General features: G+C 64.5%; 18 protein-coding genes. 4 read left to right on the plus strand and 14 right to left on the minus strand.

Going from position 1 to position 22,929, the window contains the following annotated elements:
* Positions 1-404 precede the first annotated feature (404 nt).
* On the plus strand, positions 405-1,331 hold the full coding sequence (ispH, locus tag BRSPCE3_RS04835) for a 4-hydroxy-3-methylbut-2-enyl diphosphate reductase (protein WP_244064546.1): 927 nt from the start codon (positions 405-407) through the stop codon (positions 1,329-1,331).
* Positions 1,332-1,377: 46 nt separating this feature from the next.
* Positions 1,378-2,538, plus strand: coding sequence for an adenosyl-hopene transferase HpnH (gene hpnH / locus BRSPCE3_RS04840; protein ID WP_212018755.1), 1,161 nt, complete (start codon positions 1,378-1,380; stop codon positions 2,536-2,538).
* A gap of 69 nt (positions 2,539-2,607) precedes the next feature.
* On the opposite strand, the gene BRSPCE3_RS04845 is transcribed toward hpnH, so the two are convergent.
* The 10 genes from BRSPCE3_RS04845 to BRSPCE3_RS04890 form a co-directional block, all read right to left on the minus strand.
* Positions 2,608-3,486 (minus strand): Rossmann-like and DUF2520 domain-containing protein, encoded by an 879-nt coding sequence (locus BRSPCE3_RS04845; protein WP_244064547.1) that lies wholly within the window; start codon positions 3,484-3,486, stop codon positions 2,608-2,610.
* Between the two features lie 17 nt (positions 3,487-3,503).
* Positions 3,504-4,346, minus strand: a complete 843-nt coding sequence (locus BRSPCE3_RS04850) for a class II aldolase/adducin family protein (protein ID WP_244064548.1) — start codon at positions 4,344-4,346, stop codon at positions 3,504-3,506.
* A gap of 13 nt (positions 4,347-4,359) precedes the next feature.
* Positions 4,360-6,042, minus strand: coding sequence for an acyl-CoA dehydrogenase family protein (locus BRSPCE3_RS04855; RefSeq protein ID WP_244064549.1), 1,683 nt, complete (start codon positions 6,040-6,042; stop codon positions 4,360-4,362).
* On the minus strand, positions 6,039-6,683 hold the full coding sequence (locus tag BRSPCE3_RS04860) for a TetR/AcrR family transcriptional regulator (RefSeq protein ID WP_244064550.1): 645 nt from the start codon (positions 6,681-6,683) through the stop codon (positions 6,039-6,041). Before BRSPCE3_RS04860 ends, BRSPCE3_RS04855 begins: the two co-directional genes overlap by 4 nt.
* Positions 6,684-7,036: 353 nt before the next feature.
* Positions 7,037-7,795 carry a phosphorylase gene (locus BRSPCE3_RS04865; protein WP_375709859.1) on the minus strand — a complete coding sequence of 253 codons (759 nt, stop codon included), beginning with the start codon at positions 7,793-7,795 and terminating at the stop codon, positions 7,037-7,039.
* Positions 7,792-9,753: a squalene--hopene cyclase gene (gene shc / locus BRSPCE3_RS04870; protein WP_244064551.1), complete on the minus strand. Its 1,962-nt coding sequence runs from the start codon at positions 9,751-9,753 to the stop codon at positions 7,792-7,794. The genes BRSPCE3_RS04865 and shc overlap by 4 nt, the downstream gene beginning before the upstream one ends.
* A gap of 61 nt (positions 9,754-9,814) precedes the next feature.
* On the minus strand, positions 9,815-11,065 hold the full coding sequence (gene hpnE, locus BRSPCE3_RS04875; RefSeq protein WP_244064552.1) for a hydroxysqualene dehydroxylase HpnE: 1,251 nt from the start codon (positions 11,063-11,065) through the stop codon (positions 9,815-9,817).
* On the minus strand, positions 11,065-11,901 hold the full coding sequence (gene hpnD, locus BRSPCE3_RS04880; RefSeq protein ID WP_244064553.1) for a presqualene diphosphate synthase HpnD: 837 nt from the start codon (positions 11,899-11,901) through the stop codon (positions 11,065-11,067). Before hpnD ends, hpnE begins: the two co-directional genes overlap by 1 nt.
* Complete coding sequence (hpnC, locus tag BRSPCE3_RS04885) at positions 11,898-12,776, minus strand: squalene synthase HpnC (RefSeq protein WP_244064554.1); 879 nt, start codon at positions 12,774-12,776, stop codon at positions 11,898-11,900. Before hpnC ends, hpnD begins: the two co-directional genes overlap by 4 nt.
* Positions 12,777-12,972: 196 nt before the next feature.
* Positions 12,973-13,209 carry a hypothetical protein gene (locus tag BRSPCE3_RS04890; protein ID WP_194455483.1) on the minus strand — a complete coding sequence of 79 codons (237 nt, stop codon included), beginning with the start codon at positions 13,207-13,209 and terminating at the stop codon, positions 12,973-12,975.
* A gap of 405 nt (positions 13,210-13,614) precedes the next feature.
* Here BRSPCE3_RS04890 and BRSPCE3_RS04895 point away from each other — a divergent pair, with 405 nt between their 5' ends.
* Positions 13,615-14,118: a hypothetical protein gene (locus BRSPCE3_RS04895; RefSeq protein WP_244064555.1), complete on the plus strand. Its 504-nt coding sequence runs from the start codon at positions 13,615-13,617 to the stop codon at positions 14,116-14,118.
* 92 nt (positions 14,119-14,210) lie between these two features.
* On the opposite strand, the gene BRSPCE3_RS04900 is transcribed toward BRSPCE3_RS04895, so the two are convergent.
* The 4 genes from BRSPCE3_RS04900 to BRSPCE3_RS04915 form a co-directional block, all read right to left on the minus strand.
* Complete coding sequence (locus BRSPCE3_RS04900; protein ID WP_244064556.1) at positions 14,211-16,595, minus strand: RND family transporter; 2,385 nt, start codon at positions 16,593-16,595, stop codon at positions 14,211-14,213.
* Between the two features lie 295 nt (positions 16,596-16,890).
* The gene (gene eutC / locus BRSPCE3_RS04905) at positions 16,891-17,685 is read right to left on the minus strand and encodes an ethanolamine ammonia-lyase subunit EutC (RefSeq protein WP_244064557.1); all 795 of its coding nucleotides are present in this window, start codon (positions 17,683-17,685) and stop codon (positions 16,891-16,893) included.
* Positions 17,686-17,689: 4 nt separating this feature from the next.
* Entirely contained in the window at positions 17,690-19,276 is a 1,587-nt protein-coding gene (locus tag BRSPCE3_RS04910) for a B12-binding domain-containing radical SAM protein (RefSeq protein ID WP_244064558.1), read from the minus strand.
* 128 nt (positions 19,277-19,404) lie between these two features.
* Positions 19,405-20,787, minus strand: coding sequence for an ethanolamine ammonia-lyase subunit EutB (locus BRSPCE3_RS04915; RefSeq protein WP_244064559.1), 1,383 nt, complete (start codon positions 20,785-20,787; stop codon positions 19,405-19,407).
* Between the two features lie 347 nt (positions 20,788-21,134).
* Between BRSPCE3_RS04915 and BRSPCE3_RS04920 the strand changes: the two genes are divergently transcribed.
* Positions 21,135-22,841, plus strand: coding sequence for a methyl-accepting chemotaxis protein (locus BRSPCE3_RS04920; RefSeq protein ID WP_244064560.1), 1,707 nt, complete (start codon positions 21,135-21,137; stop codon positions 22,839-22,841).
* Positions 22,842-22,929: the final 88 nt, after the last annotated feature.

The following is a 22,929-nucleotide window of genomic DNA, read 5'->3' on the forward strand; positions in this document are numbered from 1 at the left end:
GTAGCGGAGTTCCCGGGACCGATCTAATGTTGTTTTGGTTATCTTCCTCGACGGGATCGCGAGGAGGTTCCAAACCACAGGAACGGCCACGAGTGGCCGGTATAGACCGCAGGAGTGGGCGATAAAGTGACGAACAAGTGAGGGGACGGACGGTCGCAGGGCCCGAATTCCATACCATATTACCTCAAATACCCGTCCCGGTTGATCGCGCCGCCGCTCGAAGCGCTACCTTTTTGCCACAAATCCCTGTATTTCCATGCCCTTGAGGGCGCGGATCCCGTGCAGGACCTGAGATGGTGCGGACATTGCAACTGACGTTGCAGCGCCCGGCCGGGCGGAGTGCGTTGCCGAAAAGGCCGCAGGGCATTGAATGAGACTGGTGCAATTTGCGTAACGGACGTCCAATGGAAGTGTTTCTTGCTCAGCCGCGCGGCTTTTGCGCGGGTGTCGTGCGCGCGATCGAGATCGTCGAACGCGCGCTCGCGAAGTATGGCCCGCCGGTCTATGTCCGCCACGAGATCGTTCACAACAAATACGTGGTCGAAAGCCTGAAGAAGAAGGGCGCGATCTTCGTCGAGGACCTGTCGGAAGTGCCGGCCAGGGCGGTGACCGTCTTCAGTGCCCATGGCGTCGCCAGGAGCGTCGAGGAGGAGGCGGAGGCCCGCGACCTGCCGGTGCTCAATGCCACCTGCCCGCTCGTCACCAAGGTCCACAACCAGGGCAAGCGCTATATCTCGAAGGGCCGTGCCCTGATCCTGATCGGGCACGCCGGCCACCCCGAGGTCGAGGGAACCATGGGCCAGGTTCCGGGGCCGGTCCTGCTGGTCCAGAGCGTCCGGGATGTGGCGGAACTGAGCCTGCCGACCGACGCGCCGGTCGCCTATATCACCCAAACTACCCTGTCCGTGGACGATACCAGGGACATTATCGCGGCTCTTCAGGCAAGATTTACAGATATTCAAGGCCCGGACATCAGGGATATCTGCTATGCGACACAGAACCGCCAATCTGCGGTAAGGGACCTGAGCAAGCTGGTGGACGTCATTTTGGTGGTGGGGGCCGCCAATAGTTCCAACTCGAACAGGCTTCGCGAGATCGGCACCGAGGTCGGCGTCGCGAGTTATCTCATTGCCGATGGGAGCGAGCTCAACCCGGATTGGCTGAAGGATGCGAAGGCGGTCGGCATTACGGCGGGCGCATCGGCGCCCGAAGTTTTGGTCGACGATGTCATCGACGCCCTGCGGCGCATCGGACCGGTATCGGTCTCGGTCGTTCCGGGCCGCGAGGAGAATATCGAATTCCGGCTGCCAGCCGAATTGACTGCGGGCTGATCTGAACCCACTTCCCTTTGAATAAGTGCAGAAAGAAAATCGTCTAATGGCTATACCGTTCTTCAAGGAAATGCGTATCGGCGGTTATCTGATCAAGCAGAAGCTGCTTGGCCGCAAACGCTATCCGCTCGTGCTGATGCTGGAACCCTTGTTCCGTTGCAACCTCGCCTGCGTCGGCTGCGGCAAGATCGACTATCCCGATGCGATCCTCAACCGCCGCATGACCGCGCAGGAGTGCTGGGACGCTGCCGATGAATGCGGCGCGCCGATGGTCGCGATCCCCGGCGGCGAGCCGCTGATCCACAAGGAGATCGGCGAGATCGTGCGCGGCCTGGTGGCGCGCAAGAAGTTCGTCTCGCTGTGCACCAACGCGCTGCTGCTCGAGAAGAAGCTCGATCTGTTCGAGCCCTCGCCCTATCTGTTCTTCTCGGTGCATCTCGACGGCCTGAAGGACCATCACGACAAGGCGGTGTCGCAGAAGGGCGTGTTCGATCGCGCCGTCTCGGCGATCAAGGCGGCGAAGGCGCGCGGCTTCACGGTCAACGTCAACGCCACGATCTTCGACGGCCATCCGGCCGAGGAAATCGCAAAATTCCTCGACTTCACCACCGAGCTCGGCGTCGGCGTCTCGATGTCGCCCGGTTATGCCTATGAGCGTGCGCCCGACCAGGAGCACTTCCTCAACCGCACCAAGACCAAGAAGCTGTTCCGCGACGTCTTTGCGCTCGGCAAGGGCAAGAAGTGGAATTTCATGCATTCCGGCCTGTTCCTCGACTTCCTTGCCGGCAACCAGGAATACGAGTGCACGCCCTGGGGCATGCCTGCGCGCAACATCTTCGGCTGGCAGAAGCCCTGCTATCTGCTCGGTGAAGGCTACGCCAAGACCTTCAAGGAGCTGATGGACACCACCGATTGGGAGACCTACGGCACCGGCAAGTACGAGAAGTGCGCCGACTGTATGGCCCATTGCGGTTACGAGCCGACCGCGGCGACCGCTGCGATCAACAATCCGCTGAAGGCGATGTGGGTGGCGCTACGCGGCATCAAGACCACCGGTCCGATGGCGCCGGAGATCGACATGTCGAAGCAGCGTCCGGCGCAGTACATCTTCGCCGAGCAGGTCGAAAAGAAGCTCTCGGATATCCGCCGTGACGAGGCGGCCGCCGCCGCCGCCAAGCAGCAAGCGAAGGCTTCCACCGCCGCTTGATGCTCGATCTGAGCGCAGAGAGACCATTGAAGGGCTCCGGTTCAGTGAACCGGGGCCCTTTTCCTTGGATCAGGATGCCGCCTGCTGGTGCCCGCTTCGCAGCAGTAGCCGCTCGATCTCTGCGGCCCGCGGAGCGCTGAGTGTGCCCCGCTCGATCCCGAGCGGGACATTGCGCAGGGCAAGTTCGCGGTACAGCGCGCCCGAGGTGGGAAAGCGCTCGTCCAGGACCCGCAGGTGCTTGACGATCGTTCCAACGTCGCCGCGCGCCACGCAGCCACCCATGCCGTTGGCGAGACCGCCGTCGAGCACGGCCGCGACCGTCCCCCGCAGCAGCGGCATCATGGCGCGCAGCGCGTCGGCCTCGCTGGCACCGAAACTCTTCCAGAGGTCAACGCCTTCCTTGAGCAGCGAGATCAGGAACGGGCCGACATAATAGGCCGAGGCATGATAGAGCGCCCGCACGCCCGCAGGCAGCGCCATCGGCTCGCAGCCGATGCTGGCGGCGAGCCGCTCGAGGTCGTGCCGGAAGTCACCGTCTGCCTCGATGCCGACGGTACATCCGCGCAGCCCCTCGAGCGCGACGTCGGGATTGGCAAACATCTGCATCGGATGAAAGCCGCCGGTTGCGGCGCCCGCGGATCGCGCATGATCGAGCGCCGCCAGTTCGGTCGCGCCGCTGCAATGGACCACGCGGTGACGCGGCTCCCAGCGCAGATCGCGGCAGACCGGCAGGATCGCGTCGTCGCTCACCGTGAGGAAGACCATGTCGCAGTCATCCACGACCTGTTGCGCGTCGCTCATCGGCCGCGCCGACGGCACGCGGGATCCGAGACGCTGCGCGGCATCGGGACCGCGGTTGTAGAAGGCAGCGACATCCAGATCCGCGCGGGCGAATGCCGGCGCCAGCGTCTGCGCCACGCGGCCGGCACCGATGAAGCCGATCCGCAACGAGGCCAGCGACGTGCTCATTGCGCGTAGCTCCCGTCGAGGCGGTCGAGCCGGCGCCGCAGCGCCGGCCATTCCAGCAGCCCGTAGCCGGCCTGAAGATGTTGCGCAGATTCATTCAGCACCGGATTGGTGTCGCGCTCATTGTCCAGCGTGATCTCGGTGCCGGCAAAGCAGGTCACCGTGTTGCCGATCGCCAGCTCGGTCGGCGCGTGCAGCGGCCGGCCGCAGCCCAGCGCATCGACCTGGATCCGGCAGGCCTGCTCCAGCCAGTAGATCGCGTTGAACGCCTGCGGAATCGTGTTGCCGCAGACCAGCAGGCCATGATTGCGCAGGATCAGCACGTTGTTGCGGCCGAGATCGGCGACGACACGGTCGCATTCGTCGCGATCGATCGCCGGACCCTCGAAATCGTGATAGCCGATCCGGCCGTGAAACCGCATCGCGGTCTGCGACAGCGGAAGCAGTCCTTCGGCGAGCGTGCTGACGGCTGTGCCTGCCCTGGTGTGAGTGTGCAGGACGCACTTCACGTCGGGCCGCGCGCGGTGGATCGGGGCATGCAGATAGAAGCCGGCCACGTTGACGTTGTAGCCGTGGTCGGGCTGCAGCAAGGTCTGCCCCTCGATGTCGATCTTGACGAGGCTCGACGCCGTGATCTCTTCGTACAGCATGCCGTAGGGATTGATCAGGTACTGATCGTCACGCCCCGGGATTTGCGCGCTGATGTGGTTGTAGATCAGATCGGTCATTCCATAGAGCGCGACCAGGCGGTAGCACGCCGCGAGGTCGACCCGCATCGCCCACTCCTGTTCTCCCACGGTGGCGCGGACATCGCTGACGGCACAAACTTCGCTCTGACGCATCTGACTGGCACCCTTAGTGACGAATGACGGAGGCGCGCGCGACGATATTGCCAAGGCCTTCCGACGACGGAAGCGCGCCGAACACATGCATCCCGTCTGCGGCTAGCCTCGACTGCACGAACAGATCGGCGGCGGCGGCGTCGCCATGTTTCAGCATCTCGGCCGCCTGCAACGCGTGCGCCATGCGGGTGACCAGCGCCCTGGCATGCCCGTCGTCCGGATATCGTGCCAGCAAGCGATCGGCGAGGTCGTCGATGCTGCGGTCATAGACCGGATTGAGACCCCTGCTCGCTCGCAGTTCGTCGACGAACGCGTCGCGGCAATTTGCATCCCGCTGCATGGCGCGCAGCACGTCCATGCACATCATGTTCGAGGTGCCTTCCCAGATCGAATTCAGCGGCGCCTCGCGATAGAGCCGCGCCATCGTGTTCTCCATGATGAAGCCGTTGCCGCCGTGCACCTGCAGGCACTCATAGGTGAAAGCCGGCGCGCGCTGGCAATTCCAGAACTTCATCACGGGGGTCGCGACCCGCGCCAGCAGCCGCTCGTGCTCGCTGGTCTGCAGGCCGTCGGTCGCACGCGCGACCCGAAATGCGCCCAGCATCGCCGCCTCGCTCTCGAGCGCGAGATCGGCAAGCACGTTGCGCTGCATTGGAAGCTCGGACATCGGCTTGCCGAACGCGGTTCGGGTTTGCGCGTGGTTGAGGGCGAGGCTCAGCGCCTGCCGCATCAGGCCGGCGGAGCCGACCGCGAAATCCAGCCGGGTCAGATGCGCATGCGAGAGGATTTCCGCGATGCCGCGGCCTTCCTCGCCGACCAGGATCGACCAGGTGTCGTGATACTCGATCTCGCTCGACGCGTTCGAGCGGTTGCCGCACTTGTCCTTCAGGCGCTGAATGTGGATCCGGTTGGCGCTGCCGTCCGGCAGCAGCCGCGGCACGAACAGACAGCTGACGCCCGACTGGGTGCGCGCCAGCGTGTAGAATCCGTCGGCGACCGGCACCGAGAAGAACCATTTGTGGCCGGTGATCGCGTAGATCTCGCCATGCGCGCCGCGTTCGACGAAGCGCGCGGTGGTCTGGGTTTCGCGCAGATCGGAGCCGCCCTGCTTTTCGGTCATCGCATAGCCGATGACCGCCGCGCGCTTCACTTCGATCGGAAGCCGGCGCGGATCGTAATCCGCCGCCAGCGTGCGCTCGCGCCACAGGCTGAACTGCGGCTTGCCGGAAAATCCCGCGATCGCGGCGTACGCCATCCCGGTCGGACAACCGACGCCGTTCTCGATCTGATTCCAGAGATAGCTCAGCGCCGCGCGCGCCAGATGCCCGTGCGGCTCGCGCGTCGACCAGGCCAGGCTATGCACCTCGCTCTGGAACGCCAGCGCCATCAATTGATGCCACGCCGGATGAAACTCGACCCAGTCGTTGCGGTTGCCATAGCGATCATGGGTCACGAGCTTCGGTTCGTGCTCATTGGCAAGCCGCGCGGCGTCCTGCGCGGCTTCGCTGCCAGCGTGGGCGCCGAGCGCGGAAAGCTTGTCTCTTGCCCACGGCGCGGTCTTTGCGATCAGGGCGCTCAACGCGCGGTCGTCATCGAACGCGTTGAAGCCTGCGGCGGGCCGCGCCTGATTGCGGACTTCATGGGTCGCGAATGGAGAGGCTTTCGCGACGGCAACCGGCTGAACACGCGCATTCATGCGGACACTCTCGATACCGGGGTCAATTCAGGCGTGGGGTGGCGAAACAGCATGCGGGCGGAAAGCCCCGCGATCGATTGTGCGATCGCCTTCGCCGCGTCGGAATCGGGGACCGCTTCGGGCGCCAGCGGACCAACCAGCGCCTCCATGAAAGCGCCGGCCACGCAGGATGCCGCGACATTCGCGTCGATCTCGACGAATTCGCCGTCGGCGATGCCGCGCCGGACCAGCCTTGCGATCTGATCGGCCAGCGCCGCTCGGTATTTCAAGCGTGCCGCATCGATCTCGGGTTCGCAGGGTTCGGCGATCAGCGCGTAGGCCAGGCGGCGGCCGCGCATCGCCCGGACCGCGAAGGTGTAGATCGCGTCCACCAGACATTGCGACGCGGATCCCTCCGCCTCGACGATCGCGGCGACAACCGCCACCTCGCGCTCGGACACCAGGGCGAGCACCTGGGCGTACAGGTCCGCCTTGGAGTCGAAGTAGCGATACACGCTGCCGGTGGCCACGCCAGCCCGTGAGGCGATCAGGGCGATCTGGGCGTCCTTCCACCCGCTCAGCGCCACGGCCTCCCTGGCGGCATCCAGGATGCGCGCCTTGGTCTCGACCAGCTGATTGAGGCGAACCGCCGCTATTGCCATAGTGAACCTTAATTCATGAACTGAGGATCATTATTCATTGTCGATCGAATAGCGGTGCCTGTCAAGCGTCCAGGGGGCTGTGGTCGCAGGACGGCGCGCGCCCGCGCGCAAGGCTGGCCAGGCTTCCAGGACCAACAATGAACGTCGGGGACATGGGACGCGCGCAGGCGACGGGAGCAGCCTCGAGTGGCCCCTGCCCGCAAGCCGGGCTACTGCACGCACCGAACCCGATCGGCGCGGCATCAGGCCAGACTGTCGGGCAGCAACGCAAAAGGCCCGATCGCGATGCGACCGGGCCTTTGTCGTTGAGCTTGATGCGGTGAGAAGCCCTGCCCCGGCCAGGGACAGTTGGATCAGGCCGCCTTCGCGGTAACCAGCACGTCGTCCACCGGCATCAGCACCTCGTTGCCGAGCAGGAAGCCGCGGCAGCTGCGCAGCGAGCGCAGCGCGCGATTGAAATCGATTCCGGTCGAGACCAGCGCGCGCAGCGTCCGCGGATTGCGCGCGATGCCGCGCAGCACCTTGCGCAGGTCGATGTCGCCATTCGGCTTCACCGCAGATTTCGCCAGCTCCGGCAGCGCCCGGTGCGCGGGATCGCTGATCACGCGCAGCGCGGCGAATGGAATGCCTGCTTTGGCGGCATAGGCTGCCGCAATGTGGCTCTCCATATCGACCGCAGCGGCACCCGTCATCGAGCGCAGCGCGGCCTTGCAGGCCTTCGCGGCAATCACCTCTTCGACGCCGGCGAGGCCGCCGCGAACGATCCGGCGGCGCTTCAGCGCTGCACTCGCGATCATCTCTTCGTTCAGCGCGGATGCGGCCAGGAACCGCGTATCGCCCGACATCACCTCGGTCGCGACCACGACGTCGCCGGACTTGAGCGACGGGTCGAGCCCGCCGGCCACACCGAACGAAATCACGCCACGGAACGTCTTGGCATCCAGCGTCGCCAGCAATTCGCGCAGTTGCTGCGGATCGCTCGAGCTGCAGATCACGATCATGCCGGGGCCTGCCGCGATACGGGCCTCCTGCACCAATCCAGTCACAATCAATACCGGCCGAGGATCAATTCTACTGCCCACGGTCTCGGCGGCCCCCGCCTCAACAATCACATCCCGACCCCTACCACCCTGCTATTGGTGCTTCTCAAATTCCGATACCGCGCCAGCGCCCAGAGCGGAAAGAACTTCGAGTAGCCATGATATCGCAAGTAAAATACCCGCGGAAACCCCGTAGCTGTGTATCGCTGCTCGTCCCACAGCCCTTTTTCCGTCTGTGTTGCCTTTAGGTACTCCACCCCCCGCGCAACGGCGGGATTTTCGACCTCTCCGGCCGCCATCAATCCAAGCAAAGCCCATGCCGTTTGCGACGAGGTCGACGGCGCAACTTCATAACCCTTGTAATCCAGCCGGTAACTGACGGCGTCCTCGCCCCAGCCGCCATCCTGATTCTGGACTGACGCCAGCCAGTCCACCGCCTTTCGAATCATCGGGTCGTTGCGATCGACCCCTGCGACATTTAGCGCACAGAGTACCGACCAGGTGCCGTAGACGTAGTTCAGGCCCCAGCGGCCGTACCAGGACCCCTCAGCGAGCTGGGTGCGGCGCAGATAGGCAATGCCGTCGGCCATCGCCTTGCTGCTTTGGGCGGTCTCGCCTAGTTGGCCGAGCATCGAGATGCAGCGCGCCGTGACATCCTCGGTCGGCGGATCGAGCAATGCGCCGTGATCGGAGAACGGGATGTTGTTGAGGTAATATTCGAGGTTGTTGGCGTCGAACGCCGCCCAGCCGCCGTCGCGGCTCTGCAGCCCTTCGATCCATTCGCGGCCGCGCGCGATCGCCTCGTCATATTCGCGGGTTCCGGTGTGACGCTGCGCGCGATCCATCGCCATCACCACCACGGCCGTGTCGTCGAGATCGGGATAGTGGTCGTTGTTGTACTGGAACGCCCAGCCGCCGGGACGGACGCCCGGCGCCTTGACCGCCCAATCGCCCTTCAGCTCCAGCACCTGGCGCGGCTTCAGCCAGTCGAGGCCCTGCTTGGCCTTGGCGAACGTATCGTCGCCGCCCGCTTCCTGCAGCGCATGGCACGCCAGCGCGGTGTCCCACACCGGCGAGACGCAGGGCTGGCAATAGGCCTCGTGCTCGCCGACCACGAGCAGCTTGTCGATGCCGCGGCGGGTGATGGCGCGCGGCGGGAAATTCTCGTCCTTGCCGAGCGCCTCATACATCATGACGATGTTGGCCATCGGCGGATAGATCGCGCCCATGCCGTCTTCGCCGTTCAGCCGCTCTTCGATAAAGGCGAGCGCGGCGTCGATCGCGCGTTGGCGCAGGCTTTTCGGAAACATCGGCTCGATCACGCGCAGCACGGCGTCGAGCGACCGGAACAGATAGAACCAGCTCGCGCTCTGATGCGGTGCCTTCGGCGCCATGCGGACCGATTTCGGATCCTCCAGAAAAAGTTCGTCGATGCCGACGCCCTTCGGGTTCTTGGCGCGCGGCTTCAGCGCGGCAAGCACCATCAGCGGCACCATGGTGGTGCGCGCCCAGTAGGAGATCTTGTTGATGTGGAACGGCGACCACATCGGCAGCAGCATGATCTCGATCGGCAGCACCGGCGTCGCACGCCAGGTGACGACGCCATAGAGCGCGAGCAGGAAGCGCGTGAACACGTTGCTGCCGGAGGCCCCGCCGCGCGAACGGATCGCCTCGCGCGCCCGCACCATGTGCGGTGCGTCGACGGAATCGCCGATCATCTTCAGCGCGAAGTACGACTTCACGCTGGCGCTCATGTCGAACGGGCCATCATGCACCAGCGGCCAGCCGCCATGCGCGCCCTGGACGCGGCGCAGATAGTTGGCGATCTTGGCCTCGAGCTCGGCGTCGACCGGCTCGGCGAGGTAGTGGCGCAGCAGGACGTACTCGGCCGGAATGGTGCTGTCGGCCTCGAGCTCGAACACCCAATGCCCGTCGGACTGACGATAGCCGAGCAGCGCTTCGGTTGCCTTGGAGATGCTCTTCTCCAGCGCGACCGTATCCACTGCAACGCCGTGATCTCTCGAAAGCATTTCGCTCGATATCCTCTTCATCGCGGGCCGGCTAACGCCGTACCCACTCAACAGGTCGAATCTAACGCCTGGCCAGAACCAGATCTGCGGCGCGATCACCCGACCGCACCGACCCCTCGATGGTTGCTGGCAACCCGGTAGCAGTCCAGTCGCCGGCAAGGAACAGGTTTTTTTGCGCCGTTACGGCCCCCGGACGCAGCGCGTTCTGTTCCGGTGTCGCCTCAAATGTGGCACGGCGCTCGCGCACGATCTGCCAGGGCGGCAAGTCGCCGGAAACGCCGGACGCCTTGCAGATATCCCGCCAGATCGCCAGCGCCAGTTCCTCGCGCGGCATGTCGACCAGGCGGTCGCCATTGCTGATCGTCACCGACAGCCGCTGCGGGAACGCGAACAGCCATTCCACGAGGCCGCCGACCACGCCGAGGATAGGCGCGGCGTCGCGCGGCGGATCGACGCGGAAATGCGCGTTGACGATGGCGCGGAATTTGGTCGGGGTCTTCAGACCGGGCAGCAAGGTGGCCGCGGCGCGCGGCGGCACCGCAAGCACGACGGCATCGTCTGCTGCCAGCGCGATCTTGTCGCCGCCGCCGAAGTCGAGCTCGCTGATGCGATCACCCGACATGCCGAGCGTACGCAATTCGTGACTGAACTGGACGCCGTGCCCCCGCTCCTGCAGCAGCTTCACGGCAGGCTCGATCAGCACCGAGCTCAGGCCGTCGCGCGCGATCAGCGGGCGGCAGGCCTGCCCGCCGGCGAGCAGCGTCTCGCGCACGATGGCGCCGGCAAGCCCGGCCGAGCCCTCCGGCGGATCGACGTTCAGCGCCGCGAGCAGCAGCGGCTGCACCAGGCGGTCATACAGCGTGCCCTTGCAGGGAATGGTGTTGCCGACCAGCGCCCCGGTGCCGGCCCAGGCCAGCGGCGCCAATGCGAGATAGTCGCGCAGGGTGGTGTCCGGGACGCGGCGCGCCTCGTCGAACACCCACAACGGCAGGCGGGAATCGCCGAGGTCGAGCTGCCAGCGCTGGCCGGTGGCCAGATCGACGAACGGAAACTGTGCGCGCGCGGGTCCGACGAGGCCGGCCTCGGTGCCGATCGAACGCGCATAGCTCAGCGCGTGGCGATTGCCCGACAGCAAAAGATGGTTGCCGTTGTCGATGGTCAGATTGGTGGCGGCGTCGAAATAGGAGCGGCAGCGGCCGCCGGCCTGCTGCGTCGCCTCGTGGACGGCAACCTTGTAGCCGCCATTGGCGAGCCGCACGGCGGCGGAGAGGCCGGAAATTCCGGCACCGATGATATGAACGGTCTTTTGCATCAGATGATCGCGTAACGAAGAAGAATGCCGATCTTGACGGTCTTGGACACACGCACCGGCTCACGCGGAGCGGCGAAGCCGCGCGCGATCAAGAGATCGAGGATCGCACGGTAGTATTTCGACATGATCCTCGGCGCGCGCACGGCGCGGCGCGAATTTCGCTTCATGATCTCGTCGGACTTCTGGAAGTGCATCTTGGCGCGCTCGGCGAGCGGCGCACAGACCTTCGGCAGCGCGCGGTCGGCGGTGACGCGGGCCGGGTCGTTGTTGGTGATGCCGGCATGCCAGAGCCATTCGCGCGGCAGATACAGCCGGCCGAGACCGGCATCCTCGTCGATGTCGCGCAGGATGTTGGTGAGCTGCAGCGCGCGGCCGAGGTGGTAGGCGAGCTGGATGCCGTCATCCTCGGGCAGGCCGAACACGCGCACCGACAGCCGGCCGACCGCGCTGGCGACGCGGTCGCAGTACAGATCGAGCGTCGCGAGATCCGGCGCGCGGATGTCCTGCGGCACGTCCATTTCCATGCCGTCGACGATCGCGACGAAATCCTCGCGCTTCAGGCCGAAGGTCTTCACCGAGGCGACATAGTCCTTCAGGCGCTCCGGCGGACGTCCGGCATAGAGCGCGTCGATATCGTCACGCCACTGCTGCAGCGCGGCCAGCCGCTCCGGCCGCGGGCCGTCGGAATCGGCGATGTCGTCGACCTGCCGGCAGAAGCTGTAGATCTGGAACATCGCCTCGCGCTGCGCGCGCGGCAGGATGCGCATCGCGGCGTAGAACGAGCTGCCCGACGCGGTGCTTCCGTAATTTGCGTTGGCCGCCGCCTCGACACTCATGCGCCTGCCGCCGATTTGGAGACCGCACGTCGTCCGGTCGCGCGCCGCGCGGTCTCGCCGGCCACGCCGCCGAGGCTCTGCAGCAACAGTTCAACCTTGCTCAGATGCACGCGCTCGCTGAGCGGATCACGCACCCTCAGCATGGTGACGATCTTGTCGGCGAAAGCCTGGATCACCGAGATTTCGAGCCCGAGCCTAAAATCCTTCACTTCCGCAGCGAGTGATTTGCTCTGGTCGAGCAGCACCTCGGTGCGCAGCGCGAGCGCCTGCAGGCATTTGAGCAGGGCCGGCTGCGACTTCCCCTCGCCGAGCATTTCAACGGTCGCGCCTGCGGCGGCCAGCGCATCGCGCGGCAGATAGACGCGGTTCAGGTTCCGGTAATCCTTGCCGCAGTCCTGCAGATGATTGTTGATCTGCAGGCCGGCGCAGAGCGCGTCCGACGCCGCCCAGGTCGAGGTGTCCTCGCCATGGACGTCGAGCATGAACCGCCCGACCGGCATCGCCGAGTACCGGCAATAGTCGATCACGTCGTCCCAGTTCTCGTAACGCAGCTTGGTGACGTCGAGCCGGAACGCGACCAGCACGTCGAGCGCATGCCGCGGCGGCATGCCGCGTTCGGCGAAGGCCCGGCGCAGATTGACGGCTTCCTTCTGCGTCTCGCCATTGCCGAGCAATTCGGCCTCCATGAGGTCGAGATAGCGCAGCTTCTCCGCAGGCTGCAGCGTGGCGTGATCGGCGATGTCGTCGGCGGTGCGGACGAAGTTATAGAAGGCCAGGATCAGGGCACGATGCCGCGGATGAATGATCCACGACGCGACCGGAAAATTCTCGTCGCGGTGGGTCTTTCCGGATCGCAGGTCGCTCGCGGTGGTCATGGGAAATTCGGGCTACACTGGTCATGGCACGACGCAGGCGCGAAGGTTCAGGCGCATGCGGGGGATTTGCGAGCCCCATATAGGGGAATACGCCACCAAAACCAATGCTATCTGTGACCGCCAGCATATGCGGCCGCGGCCGGCTTGGCTGCCAGCCGCGGTGTCGATAGCGGTCCCTTGAGACCTGAATTCGGTCTTACTGGCCGTGGGTCTTCAGCACCTGGTCGCAAGCGGCGCTGATCTTGCTGCGGTTCTGCTGCAAGCAAGCGAGAATGGTGAAATCGCCCTGATCGATCACGGAGCGGCAGTGACGCTGCACGTCGCGCGTGCAAGCCTTCTGCTCGTCGGGTGTACCGCGCCCTTGCTGCTGGGCGAAGGCGCTGGACGAGAGCGGGATCGACAACAGGGCAAGAGCCAAGATAAATTTACGCATCGTATTCCTTCATTTCCGACAGCAGAAAATCTGTTCCCGAAAAGCGCTTCGGCATGGCCGGGACGGATTTTGGGGATTGCAGACGCCACGTAACGCGGCAACGGATTGACGACAAGCACCGCTAAATGCGGCTAAATTTACGGCGCTGTAAACCCCCGCATAAGCCATTGATTTACAACAACGATTCGTGCCATCACTTTGTCGCGTTCGGGTATTGCGGATGGCACTCGCGCAAAGCTACATGCGACCATGAGGCCGACGGTTTCTGATTCTGTTCGATGACGATATCGACGTCTCGCGCCGTTTCTGTCGTTTGAACCTAACATTCTTCGGTGACACTAAACCTTCGATGCGGCGAGACGCTTTCTTGCGTAGGAAGCGTTGATTTTGATGGGAAAATTCACAATGAAACGGTTTGGTTCCAGCCTTTATGGTCAGGCTATCAGAGCGGTGGGCGTCGGCGCCGCACTGATGCTGTCCGCCTCCGCAGTCCATGCCCAGGCCACCGGGCCGTTTGCCGGATTTGCCGGCTCGTGGACCGGAACGGGCACGGTGGCGCTGTCCAACGGCACGACGGAACGGATTCGTTGCAAGGCGGATTACAAGGTCGCGCCATCGGGCATGAACCTGAAGCAGTCCCTGCATTGCGCAAGCGACAGCTACAAATTCGACCTCTCGAGCGACGTCACCAGCCAGGGCGACCGCATTTCCGGCAACTGGAGCGAGGCCAGCCGCAACATCTTCGGCAATTTGCAGGGCACCGCAGGCGGCGGGCGGATCGACGTGTTCGTCGAGGCCTCCGGCTTTGCCGCGAACCTGAACCTGCAGACCAACGGCTCCAAGCAGGTCGTGCAGATCGACTCCAAGGGTGAGATCCGCGGCGTCACGATTACGATGACGAAGACCTGACGGCTCCGACCGATTAGGCAGGCAAACAAAACAGCCCGGTTCCGAGCGCTTCGGAACCGGGCTTTTTGTTGCCGCGCTTTGTTGCCTCTCGGTCAGGCCTTTTCGATCGGCGCCGGTTGCCCGCCCTTGCCGCGCAGCTTCTGCGACAGGTTGATCAGGAACATCGAGGTCGGGCGCAGGATGAACAGGTCGGCGACCAGCGCTGCGACCATCGAGAACGCGCTGAGCCAGCCGAACAGCCGCAGCGACGGCAGGTCGGAGAACACGGTGACGACGAGGCCGCAGGCCAGCACCACCGTGGTCAGGATCAGCGCCGGACCGACCAGCACGGTGGCGCGCTCCACCGCAAGCTCGGGCGTGACACCCGGCTTGGTCTCCAGCCGCAGACGATTGAGGAAGTGGATGGTGGCGGACAGGCCGAGGCCGAACGAGACGGTCAGGGCCACGACGCTGGCGAATTGCAGCCCCTCCCCGAGCAGCCACAGCACGGTGCCCGACAGCACCACCGGGAAGATGCCGGGCAGGATGCAGGAGAACATCACCACGACCGAGCGGAATGCGAGCCCAATGAAGATCGCAACCAGCAGGAATTCGATGGTGAGGCCGTGGTTGAGCTTCTCGATCATGCTGGCGCTGTTACGCGCGGCAATCACCGACAGGCCGGTGACCGCGATCTCGTAACCGGGATGCTCGGCGCGCACCTTGTCCAGCGAGTGATCGAGCTTGTTCACCACCGGAAGCAACTGGCTCGAGTCCAGATCCGGGACCCGGCCCGACACCACGACCGCGTCCTGATTCTTGTCGATGAAGCGGCGCACCAGATGTTCGGGGATCAGATCGACATACTCTTTCAGCGTCGCGACGTCGTTGCTGCCGGCCTTCTCGGCGAGCCAGCGCCGCAAGGTCTCCAGCGACCAGACGTTGCCGACGCCGGCAGAGTCCTCGACCATCGCATGGACAGCGGCAATGGTCTTCAAGGTCTCCGGCGAGTACAGCGATTGCCCCTTGGGGAATTCGATCAGCACATCGACCGGATTGGCGCCGGTCAGCTTGGCATCGAGCCGGCTCGACGCCGCCACCGCCTGCCGCTTGTCCGGCACCTGGTCGGCGAGCCGGTAACGCGGCTCGAGATTGGCGTAGATGATGCCGAGGCCGCCGACCACGATCAGCGCAAGCAGGCTGAACAGCCCGGGACGGCCGACCATGCGCACCGCGATCCAGTAGCAGAAATTGCGCAGCGCCTGCACGCCGGCATCGGCGCTCTGGAATTTGACCGCAAACACCTTCTCGTTACGCACCAGCAGGATACCGAACACCGGCACCAGCGAGAGCACCGCGACCAGCGCGATGATGGTCGCGGCAAGCCCGGCCTCGCCGAACTTGCGGATCAGGTCGGAATCCGAGAACTGCAGCGCGATGAAGGAAATGCCGGCCGTGCCGTGCGTCAGCACGCAGGCCGGGCCGACCACCAGCACCGCGTTCTTGAACGCGGTGAACTTGTCCTGCCCTGCGATCAGCCGGTCGCGCGCCGCGAATGTCAACTGCATCGAGTCGGAGAAGCTGATCACCATGATGAGCGGCGTCATCACGTTGAGGAACATGTTGAGATTGAAATTGGCCCAGCCGAGGCCGCCGAGCGCGAGCAGGATCGCGATCATCGGCGGGAACGCTGCCGCCACCATGAAGGATATCTTGCGGAAGAAGATGATGGCGATGATGCAGCCGGCAAGGATGCCGAGGATGTTGTAGGTCAGGCCGTCGCGCTCGACCGCATTGCGGATCTCGAGCTGCATGACCGGTACGCCGGACAGCTGCGCGTTGAGCCCGCTGCCGCCAAGGTCGTCGGCCATGATCTTCCTGATGTCGCCGACCACCTTGCTAAGCTTGTTGCTGCCGACCACCTCCGGCTCGAGCGACAGCACGATCAGCGCAAGCGTGCCGTCCTCCGACAGCAGCTTGCCACGGATGATCTCGTTGCTTTTGACGGTCTCGACGAACTTGTCATAGGCCGCGCCCTCGGGCAGCTCGTTCGGGAACAACGCCGCCGGCAGCTTGCCTCGCTCCGGCGCCTGGCGCGCGGAGAACAGCGACACCAGGCCGCGCACACCCTCGACGAGTTGCAGATCCGTGACCATGTCACGCAGCTTGCCGAGATTGTCGCGCTCAAGCAGCGTCTTGCCTTCGACCACGACGAGCACGTCGAACTCGGTCGCCGGGAAGCGCTTGGTCACCGCCTCATACTGCTTGTAGTCTTGGGAATTGGAGCGGAACAGCTGCGACAGCGAGTCGTCGATCTTGATTCGGTGGATGCCGAACACGGCGCCGATCAGCAGCAGGACGAGGACGACGCAGGACACGATCGGCGCCCGCATCGGGATCAGGCCGAGACGCTCGATCCCGAAGGCGATGCTGGGGCCGGATCGCGGCTCTTCAATTTTCTCGACGTGGACCTGACTTTCCGAGTTCTTTTCGAGCATGCCCTGTCCAGTTCTGAAAACGGCTCAATCTGTCTAGCTTGGGTCTAAGGCGCGATGCCATCGGCTTGAATCATCGCGCTTTAGCTTCTTGTTTGGGCATGATCTTTTCGGAAAACCGCTTCGCACTTTTCCGGATCATGCTTCAGGGGCGCGAATGAGGCGGGTGAGCGCGGTTGATCGGCGCTAGTCCTTGAAAACACGCGAATATTGACCGGCGCCGGTTTTACCTGCCCGCCCCTTTGCTCGCAAGCGTGCGACTCGAGGCAAATCAGCGGGGAACCACCGATATCAGCCATTAAGTATCTGATTTGCCACACCCGGGTAGCGCATTCCGGAACGATCCACCGCCGCTTTCATCCTTCAACGCGACCCCCGTGATCTGGCGTGCCAGGCCTTCGCGCACAAGCCACGCGATCTTGAACGCGGCTTCGGCATAGCTCAGCCCGGCGCGGTGGATGTTGGAGACGCAGTTGCGGTCGGCATCGGTGAGACCGATCCGCGGCGCGAAGGTCAGATAGGCGCCAAGGCTGTCGGGCGCGGACAGGCCGGGCCGTTCGCCGATCAGCATCACCAGCATGCGGGCGCCGAGGATGGTGCCGATCTCGTCGCCGAGCGCGACCCGCGCCCCCGAAGCGACGATCACCGCACCGGCGTCGATTCTATCAGCCGCGAGCTGCGACAGGAGATGTCGGATCAGTTCGACGGCATGCACATTGACCGCGGTCGGCGACAGGCCGTCCCCGATCACGACGGCACAGGGGCACGCGCTGATGCCGCTGCTCTCCAGCGACCGCCGGGATGCGGAATCCAGCATGCGCCCGAGATCGGGCCGGCGCAGATAGTCGCGGCGGCTGTGCGCCTGGCTCGACACCTGCCGCGGCGTGAGGCCGAGGCCGGCAAGACCGGCCGCAATCCCACTGACATCGAACGCCGCATGCACGGCGTCGCGGGCGCGCGCGTGGTCGAGCGTGAAGGACAACAGTGCATCGGTCGGCAGGCTGGCGCCGGACCTTCCAAGACCGACGCGCGCCGGCGTGAGGTCGCGCAAATCGGGAAGCGATGGGGGCGATGGCGCCGGCGGTGTCGTCATGCTGCTATTCGGCGGGAACGGAGGCCTCGCGCAGCCGGATCGAGTAGTTCGAGGCGTTCTGCCGGCCGCTGGAGGCTGCACGCGCAAACGTGATCAAATGATGCGCAACCAGCGTCGCCGAGATCAACCCCTCGATGTCGCCGCGCTTGAGCCGGCCGAGCGCAAACTTCCAGAACACGCGCCTGTAGTCGCCGAGCACGCCGACCTTCCAGAAGATGTTGCGCAGCATGATCAGGCCGCGTCGGATGTTGGCCCAGCTCTTCATCTCCGGGCTGACCGGCACCTTGATGCGGTTGGCGTAGGTGTAATTGCATTGATGCAGATAGCGATCGAACAGCTTCTTCGGCTCGTAGGCAACTTCCATGCACTTGCGCCAGGAACTGACCACGTCCTCATACGGCAGCAGGAACTCGACGTTGGAGTCGCGGCCCTCGTCATCGACCAGCCGCCCCGCCTTTTCAAGCCGGTCCCACAACGGCGTCTTCGGCAGCGCCTGCAGCAGGTTGATGGTCAGAAGCGGAATCTGTGACTCCTCGACGAAGGAAATCAGCGCGTCGCCGGTCTGGGGCTTGTCGGTATCGAGCCCCATGATGATGCCGGAGACGACCTCCATGCCGAAGGAATTGATGGTACGCACGCCCTCCAGGATCGGAACCATCATGTTCTGATCCTTGTGCATGGCCTTCAGTGCGTCGGGATCCGGCGTCTCGATGCCGACGAAGATCGTCACGAAGAAGGCTTCGCGCATCTTCTCCAGGATCTCGGGGCGCTTGGCGATGTTGAGCGTCGCCTCGCAGGCGAGCCGGGTGACATAGCCGGTCCGCTTCTGCCACTCGATCAGATGCGGCAGCAGCTCGCTCGCCGCCTTGCGGTTGCCGATGAAATTGTCGTCGACGAAATAGACGGTGTCGGTGGCGCCGCATGCGCGCAGCTTGTCGAGCTCGGCGATGATTTGCTGCGGCGACTTCAGACGCGGATTGCGGCCGTAGAGCCCGGGGATGTCACAGAACTCGCACTGATAGGGGCAGCCCGAGGAGAACTGGATGCTGCCGAGGAAGTATTTCTTGGTTTCGGCGAGCTCATAGGCCGGCAGCGGGAAATCCGTCATCGGCAGCCGGTCGATGGTCTTCAGCACCACCTGCTGATCGGGACGGCTGGTATCCTCCGCCAGGCGCTTGATCAGCTCATTGGTGGCGTCGCCGAGCTCGCCGACATGAAGGTAGTCGAATGCGGGATAGTAATCCGGGCAGGCGCTGACCGAGGGGCCGCCGATCGCGACCACCAGGTCATGATCATGCGCGCGGTGGCAGATGTCGTTCATCTGCTGGCGCTGGATGTGCATGCCGCTGACGAACACGGCTTCCGCCCACTCGAAATCCTCCGTCGTCGCCGGACGCAGGTTCTCGTCGACGAAACGGACCGACCAGTTCTCCGGAAGATATGCGGCGATCAGCAGCAGGCCCTGGGGCGGCATGAACGCCTTGACGCCATCGGTCAGGGCGTAGGAGTGCTCGAAGGTCCCAAACGACGACGTATAGCGCGGAAAGACGCAGAGGATACGCCGTACTGTCTTTATGCCCTCAGCTCTCATCAAACGACCCCGAAGCACGTGCAAATCTAACCATGGCGTGGAACGCTGGGCCAGAAATTCTTCAACATTGTGGCACTACCTAACGTCACAACGGTGAGATAGTTGCTCTGCAGGATTTCGCTATCCCGTCAGGTCAAGAGCCCGGCAGCAAGGTCGGGCAGCCGCCCCGCATCGGCAATGAGGCGGAAGTCCTGCCCGGCAAGGCCGACGCGCGCCAGCCAGTCGTCGAATTCGGGCGCCCGCGTCAGGCCGAACAGGTCGCGGACGTAGAGCGCGTCGTGAAACGATGTCGACTGATAGTTTAGCATAACGTCATCGGCGCCCGGCACGCCCATGATGAAATTGACGCCGGCGGCCGCGAGCAGCGTCAGGAGATTGTCCATGTCGTCCTGATCGGCCTCGGCATGGTTGGTGTAGCAGACGTCGATCCCGAGCGGCAGGCCGAGCAGCTTGCCGCAGAAATGATCCTCGAGCCCGGCGCGGATGATTTCCTTGCCGTCATAGAGGTATTCGGGACCGATGAAGCCGACCACGCTGTTGACGAGCAGCGGATCGAACGCGCGCGCCACGGCATAGGCCCGCGCCTCGCAGGTCTGCTGGTCGACCTGGTGATGGGCGTTGGCCGATAGCGCCGAGCCCTGGCCGGTCTCGAAATACATCACATTGTCACCGACCGTGCCGCGGCGGAGCGACAGCCCGGCTTCGCGCGCCTCGCGCAGCAGCGAGAGGTCGACGCCGAAGCTGCGGTTGGCCGCCTCGGTGCCGGCGATCGACTGGAACACGAGATCGACCGGCAGCCCCTGCCCGATCAGCCCGAGCGTGGTTGTGACGTGGGTGAGGACGCAGCTCTGGGTCGGAATTTCGAGCCGCGTAATGATGTCGTCCAACAGCCGCAGCAGCGTTCCGAGGACTTTCGGATCGTCGCTTGCCGGATTGATCCCGATGCAGGCATCGCCCGATCCGAGCAGCAGCCCGTCGAGGATCGAGGCCGTGATGCCCTTGGGGTCGTCGAAGGGATGGTTCGGTTGCAACCGCGTGCTCATGCGGCCGCGCAAACCGATGGTATTGCGGAAGCGGGTCGTCACTTCGCATTTCTTCGCGACCAGGATCAGGTCCTGGTTGCGCATCAGCTTCGACACCGCTGCCACCATCTCCGGCGTGATGCCGCGCGAGATCTTCCTGATCGCATCAGAGGTGGCGGTATCGGACAGCAGCCAGTCGCGGAAGCCGCCCACGGTAAGCGATGACACCGGCAGGAAGCCGGCAACGTCGTGGCTGTCGAGGATCAGGCGGGTGACTTCGTCGTCCTCATAGGGGATGACAGGCTCATCGAGGAATTGCTTGAGCGGCACGTTGGCGAGCGCCAGCCGTGCGGCGATCATTTCCTCCGCGCTGTCGGCCGCGATGCCGGCCAGGCGGTCGCCGGAACGCGGCGGCGAGGCCTTGGCAAGCAGGGTGCGCAGATCATCGAATGCATAATTGGTGGCGTCGATGGTGTGACGATAGAGCATGGGAGTTCGCGTCAAGGACTTGTGGCGGCGTAACCTAGCACCTCTTTGCGAAAGTCGTGCCATCAGCTTCGCTGCCGTACGGCGGGGATGTTGATGAATGATGGTGATGGCGGACCGTCATTCAACAGCGCGGCAAGGCGGCCGGGCCCGCCAGCCCGACGCTGCACCTAAGACTTTGGGATTATTTAGAGATTTCAACGGTTGCGGCTGCGCAAAGCGCCCCTGTTAAGAGATTGTCCATGAAGATTTTGCATAAGCTTTAATTGGCCGAAGGTACTCCCCGGCCTCTTGGAGTGCCCGCAATGCCTGCCCCAGCGACATCCCCCATCTCCACATCCCGGCCTCCGATGGCATCCCGATTCTCGCTTGCTGCGCGGCTGTACTCGACGTTTGCGTTGATTGCGGTGCTGACCGCGGCCATCACCTTGCTGTCCGACCACAACGCGCGGCGCAACGCCGAGCTGACCGAGGCAGTCGACCTCGCAAGCCGCGCCGCGCTCAATGTCGAACGGGTCAATTCGCTGGTCTATGCCGTGGTGATGGAATCCCGCGGCATCTACATGTCGACCGATCCGGCCGCGGTGAAGAAATATGGCGCCGGGCTGCTGGCCTTCAACGAGCGCATCCTCGGCGTGGTCAGGAACTGGGAAACCCTGGTGCAGGCCGACGACGCCGCGCAGTTCGCGGTTTTCAAGAAGCGCATCGAGCAGTTCGTCGAATTTCGCAAGGAGCTGGTTCGCCGCGGCATCGAGATCGGCGCCGCAGCCGGGCGTGAGTGGGGCGACAACGACGCCAACCGCGACGTGCGCACCGCACTGAACAAGGATCTCGAGGCGCTTTCCAAGGTCTATGCCGAGCGCAGCAAGCGGCTGGCGCACCAGACCGACGCCAACCGTGCGCTGGCGCTGCTGCTGACCGGGCTCGGCGCAGCCGCCCTGATCGTCGTGGTGCTCGGCGTGCTGATCATCGCCCGATCGGTGGCGCGGCCGCTGTCGCAGATCACCACGACCATCAAGCAGGTCGCCGAAGGCGCCGACCAGGTCGAAGTGCCCCATGTCGGCCGCAGCGACGAGATCGGTGCGCTGGCTCGTGCCATCAAGGTGTTCCAGGAGGCGATGGACCGCAATCGCAGCCTGAACGCGCAAGTCCTGCAGGATTCGGAGGCCCGCGACGCGCGCGGCCGGCACATCGAGAGCTTCGTCGACGCATTCCGCGGCACCATCGGCGAGGTGCTCCGCGCAGTGCACGACAACGCCGCAACGATGCGGCAGACCGCGCAGACCATCGCGACCGTCGCGGCCGACGCCAACGGCCGGGCCGTTGCGGCGGCCGGCGCCACCGAACAGGCCTCGAGCAACGTCTCCGCGGTGGCGGGCGCGGCCGAAGAGCTCTCTGCGTCGGTCGAGGAGATCGGCCGCCAGGTCAAGCAGTCTTCCGGCGCGGTCGATCAGGCCGGCGTGCGCACCGACCGCTCGATCACCGAGATCGAGAGCCTCGCCGCTACCACCCAGCGCATCGACGGCGTGCTGAACCTGATCCAGGCGATCGCCGAGCAGACCAATCTGCTCGCGCTCAACGCCACCATCGAAGCCGCCCGCGCCGGCGATGCCGGCCGCGGCTTCGCCGTGGTCGCACACGAGGTCAAGGCGCTGGCCGGGCAGACCGCCAAGGCAACCGCCGAGATCAGCGAGAATGTTGGGCTGATCCAGGCTTCCACCCGCAACTCGGTCGCCGCCGTGCGCGAGATCGGCCAGGCGGTGCGCGAGATCAGCGACGTCACCGCGAACATCGCAAGCGCGATCGGCCAGCAGGATGCAGCGACCCGCGAAATCTCCGCCAACGCGCAGATGGCCGCCCAGGGCAACGAAACCCTGGTCACAAACGTCGGCTCGCTCCGCGACGACATGGACCAGACCAGCAAGGCGGCGGAGTCGGTGCTCGCGGCGTCGAGCGATCTGACCGCAACGGCCGAGACGCTGTCGCGCGAGGTCGAGCAATTCTTCCGCAACCTGCGCGTCGACGCCGCAGACGGCCTGCGCCGGACCGGAACCTGAACGGATCGCGCGATCCGCCGAGGATGCGCGACAGGTCCCTGGATGGTTAAAACTCCTCCAACGCACGCGCATAAATTGCCTGCGCTTC

It is taken from the genome of Bradyrhizobium sp. Ce-3 (assembly GCF_022835695.1).
Classification (GTDB): Bacteria; Pseudomonadota; Alphaproteobacteria; order Rhizobiales; family Xanthobacteraceae; genus Bradyrhizobium.

Bases quoted from the DNA above. Each gene is read 5' to 3' on its own strand.
- BRSPCE3_RS04860 (WP_244064550.1), bottom strand. From the start codon at position 6,683: ATGGCAATAGCGGCGGTTCGCCTCAATCAGCTGGTCGAGACCAAGGCG.
- BRSPCE3_RS04855 (WP_244064549.1), bottom strand. From the start codon at position 6,042: ATGAATGCGCGTGTTCAGCCGGTTGCCGTCGCGAAAGCCTCTCCATTC.
- hpnD (WP_244064553.1), bottom strand. From the start codon at position 11,901: ATGAGTGTCGAGGCGGCGGCCAACGCAAATTACGGAAGCACCGCGTCG.
- BRSPCE3_RS04895 (WP_244064555.1), top strand. From the start codon at position 13,615: ATGAAACGGTTTGGTTCCAGCCTTTATGGTCAGGCTATCAGAGCGGTG.
- BRSPCE3_RS04900 (WP_244064556.1), bottom strand. From the start codon at position 16,595: ATGCTCGAAAAGAACTCGGAAAGTCAGGTCCACGTCGAGAAAATTGAA.
- hpnH (WP_212018755.1), top strand. From the start codon at position 1,378: ATGGCTATACCGTTCTTCAAGGAAATGCGTATCGGCGGTTATCTGATC.
- hpnE (WP_244064552.1), bottom strand. From the start codon at position 11,065: ATGCAAAAGACCGTTCATATCATCGGTGCCGGAATTTCCGGCCTCTCC.
- eutC (WP_244064557.1), bottom strand. From the start codon at position 17,685: ATGACGACACCGCCGGCGCCATCGCCCCCATCGCTTCCCGATTTGCGC.
- BRSPCE3_RS04915 (WP_244064559.1), bottom strand. From the start codon at position 20,787: ATGCTCTATCGTCACACCATCGACGCCACCAATTATGCATTCGATGAT.
- BRSPCE3_RS04910 (WP_244064558.1), bottom strand. From the start codon at position 19,276: ATGAGAGCTGAGGGCATAAAGACAGTACGGCGTATCCTCTGCGTCTTT.
- hpnC (WP_244064554.1), bottom strand. From the start codon at position 12,776: ATGACCACCGCGAGCGACCTGCGATCCGGAAAGACCCACCGCGACGAG.
- BRSPCE3_RS04890 (WP_194455483.1), bottom strand. From the start codon at position 13,209: ATGCGTAAATTTATCTTGGCTCTTGCCCTGTTGTCGATCCCGCTCTCG.
- ispH (WP_244064546.1), top strand. From the start codon at position 405: ATGGAAGTGTTTCTTGCTCAGCCGCGCGGCTTTTGCGCGGGTGTCGTG.
- shc (WP_244064551.1), bottom strand. From the start codon at position 9,753: ATGCTTTCGAGAGATCACGGCGTTGCAGTGGATACGGTCGCGCTGGAG.
- BRSPCE3_RS04920 (WP_244064560.1), top strand. From the start codon at position 21,135: ATGGCATCCCGATTCTCGCTTGCTGCGCGGCTGTACTCGACGTTTGCG.
- BRSPCE3_RS04850 (WP_244064548.1), bottom strand. From the start codon at position 4,346: ATGCGTCAGAGCGAAGTTTGTGCCGTCAGCGATGTCCGCGCCACCGTG.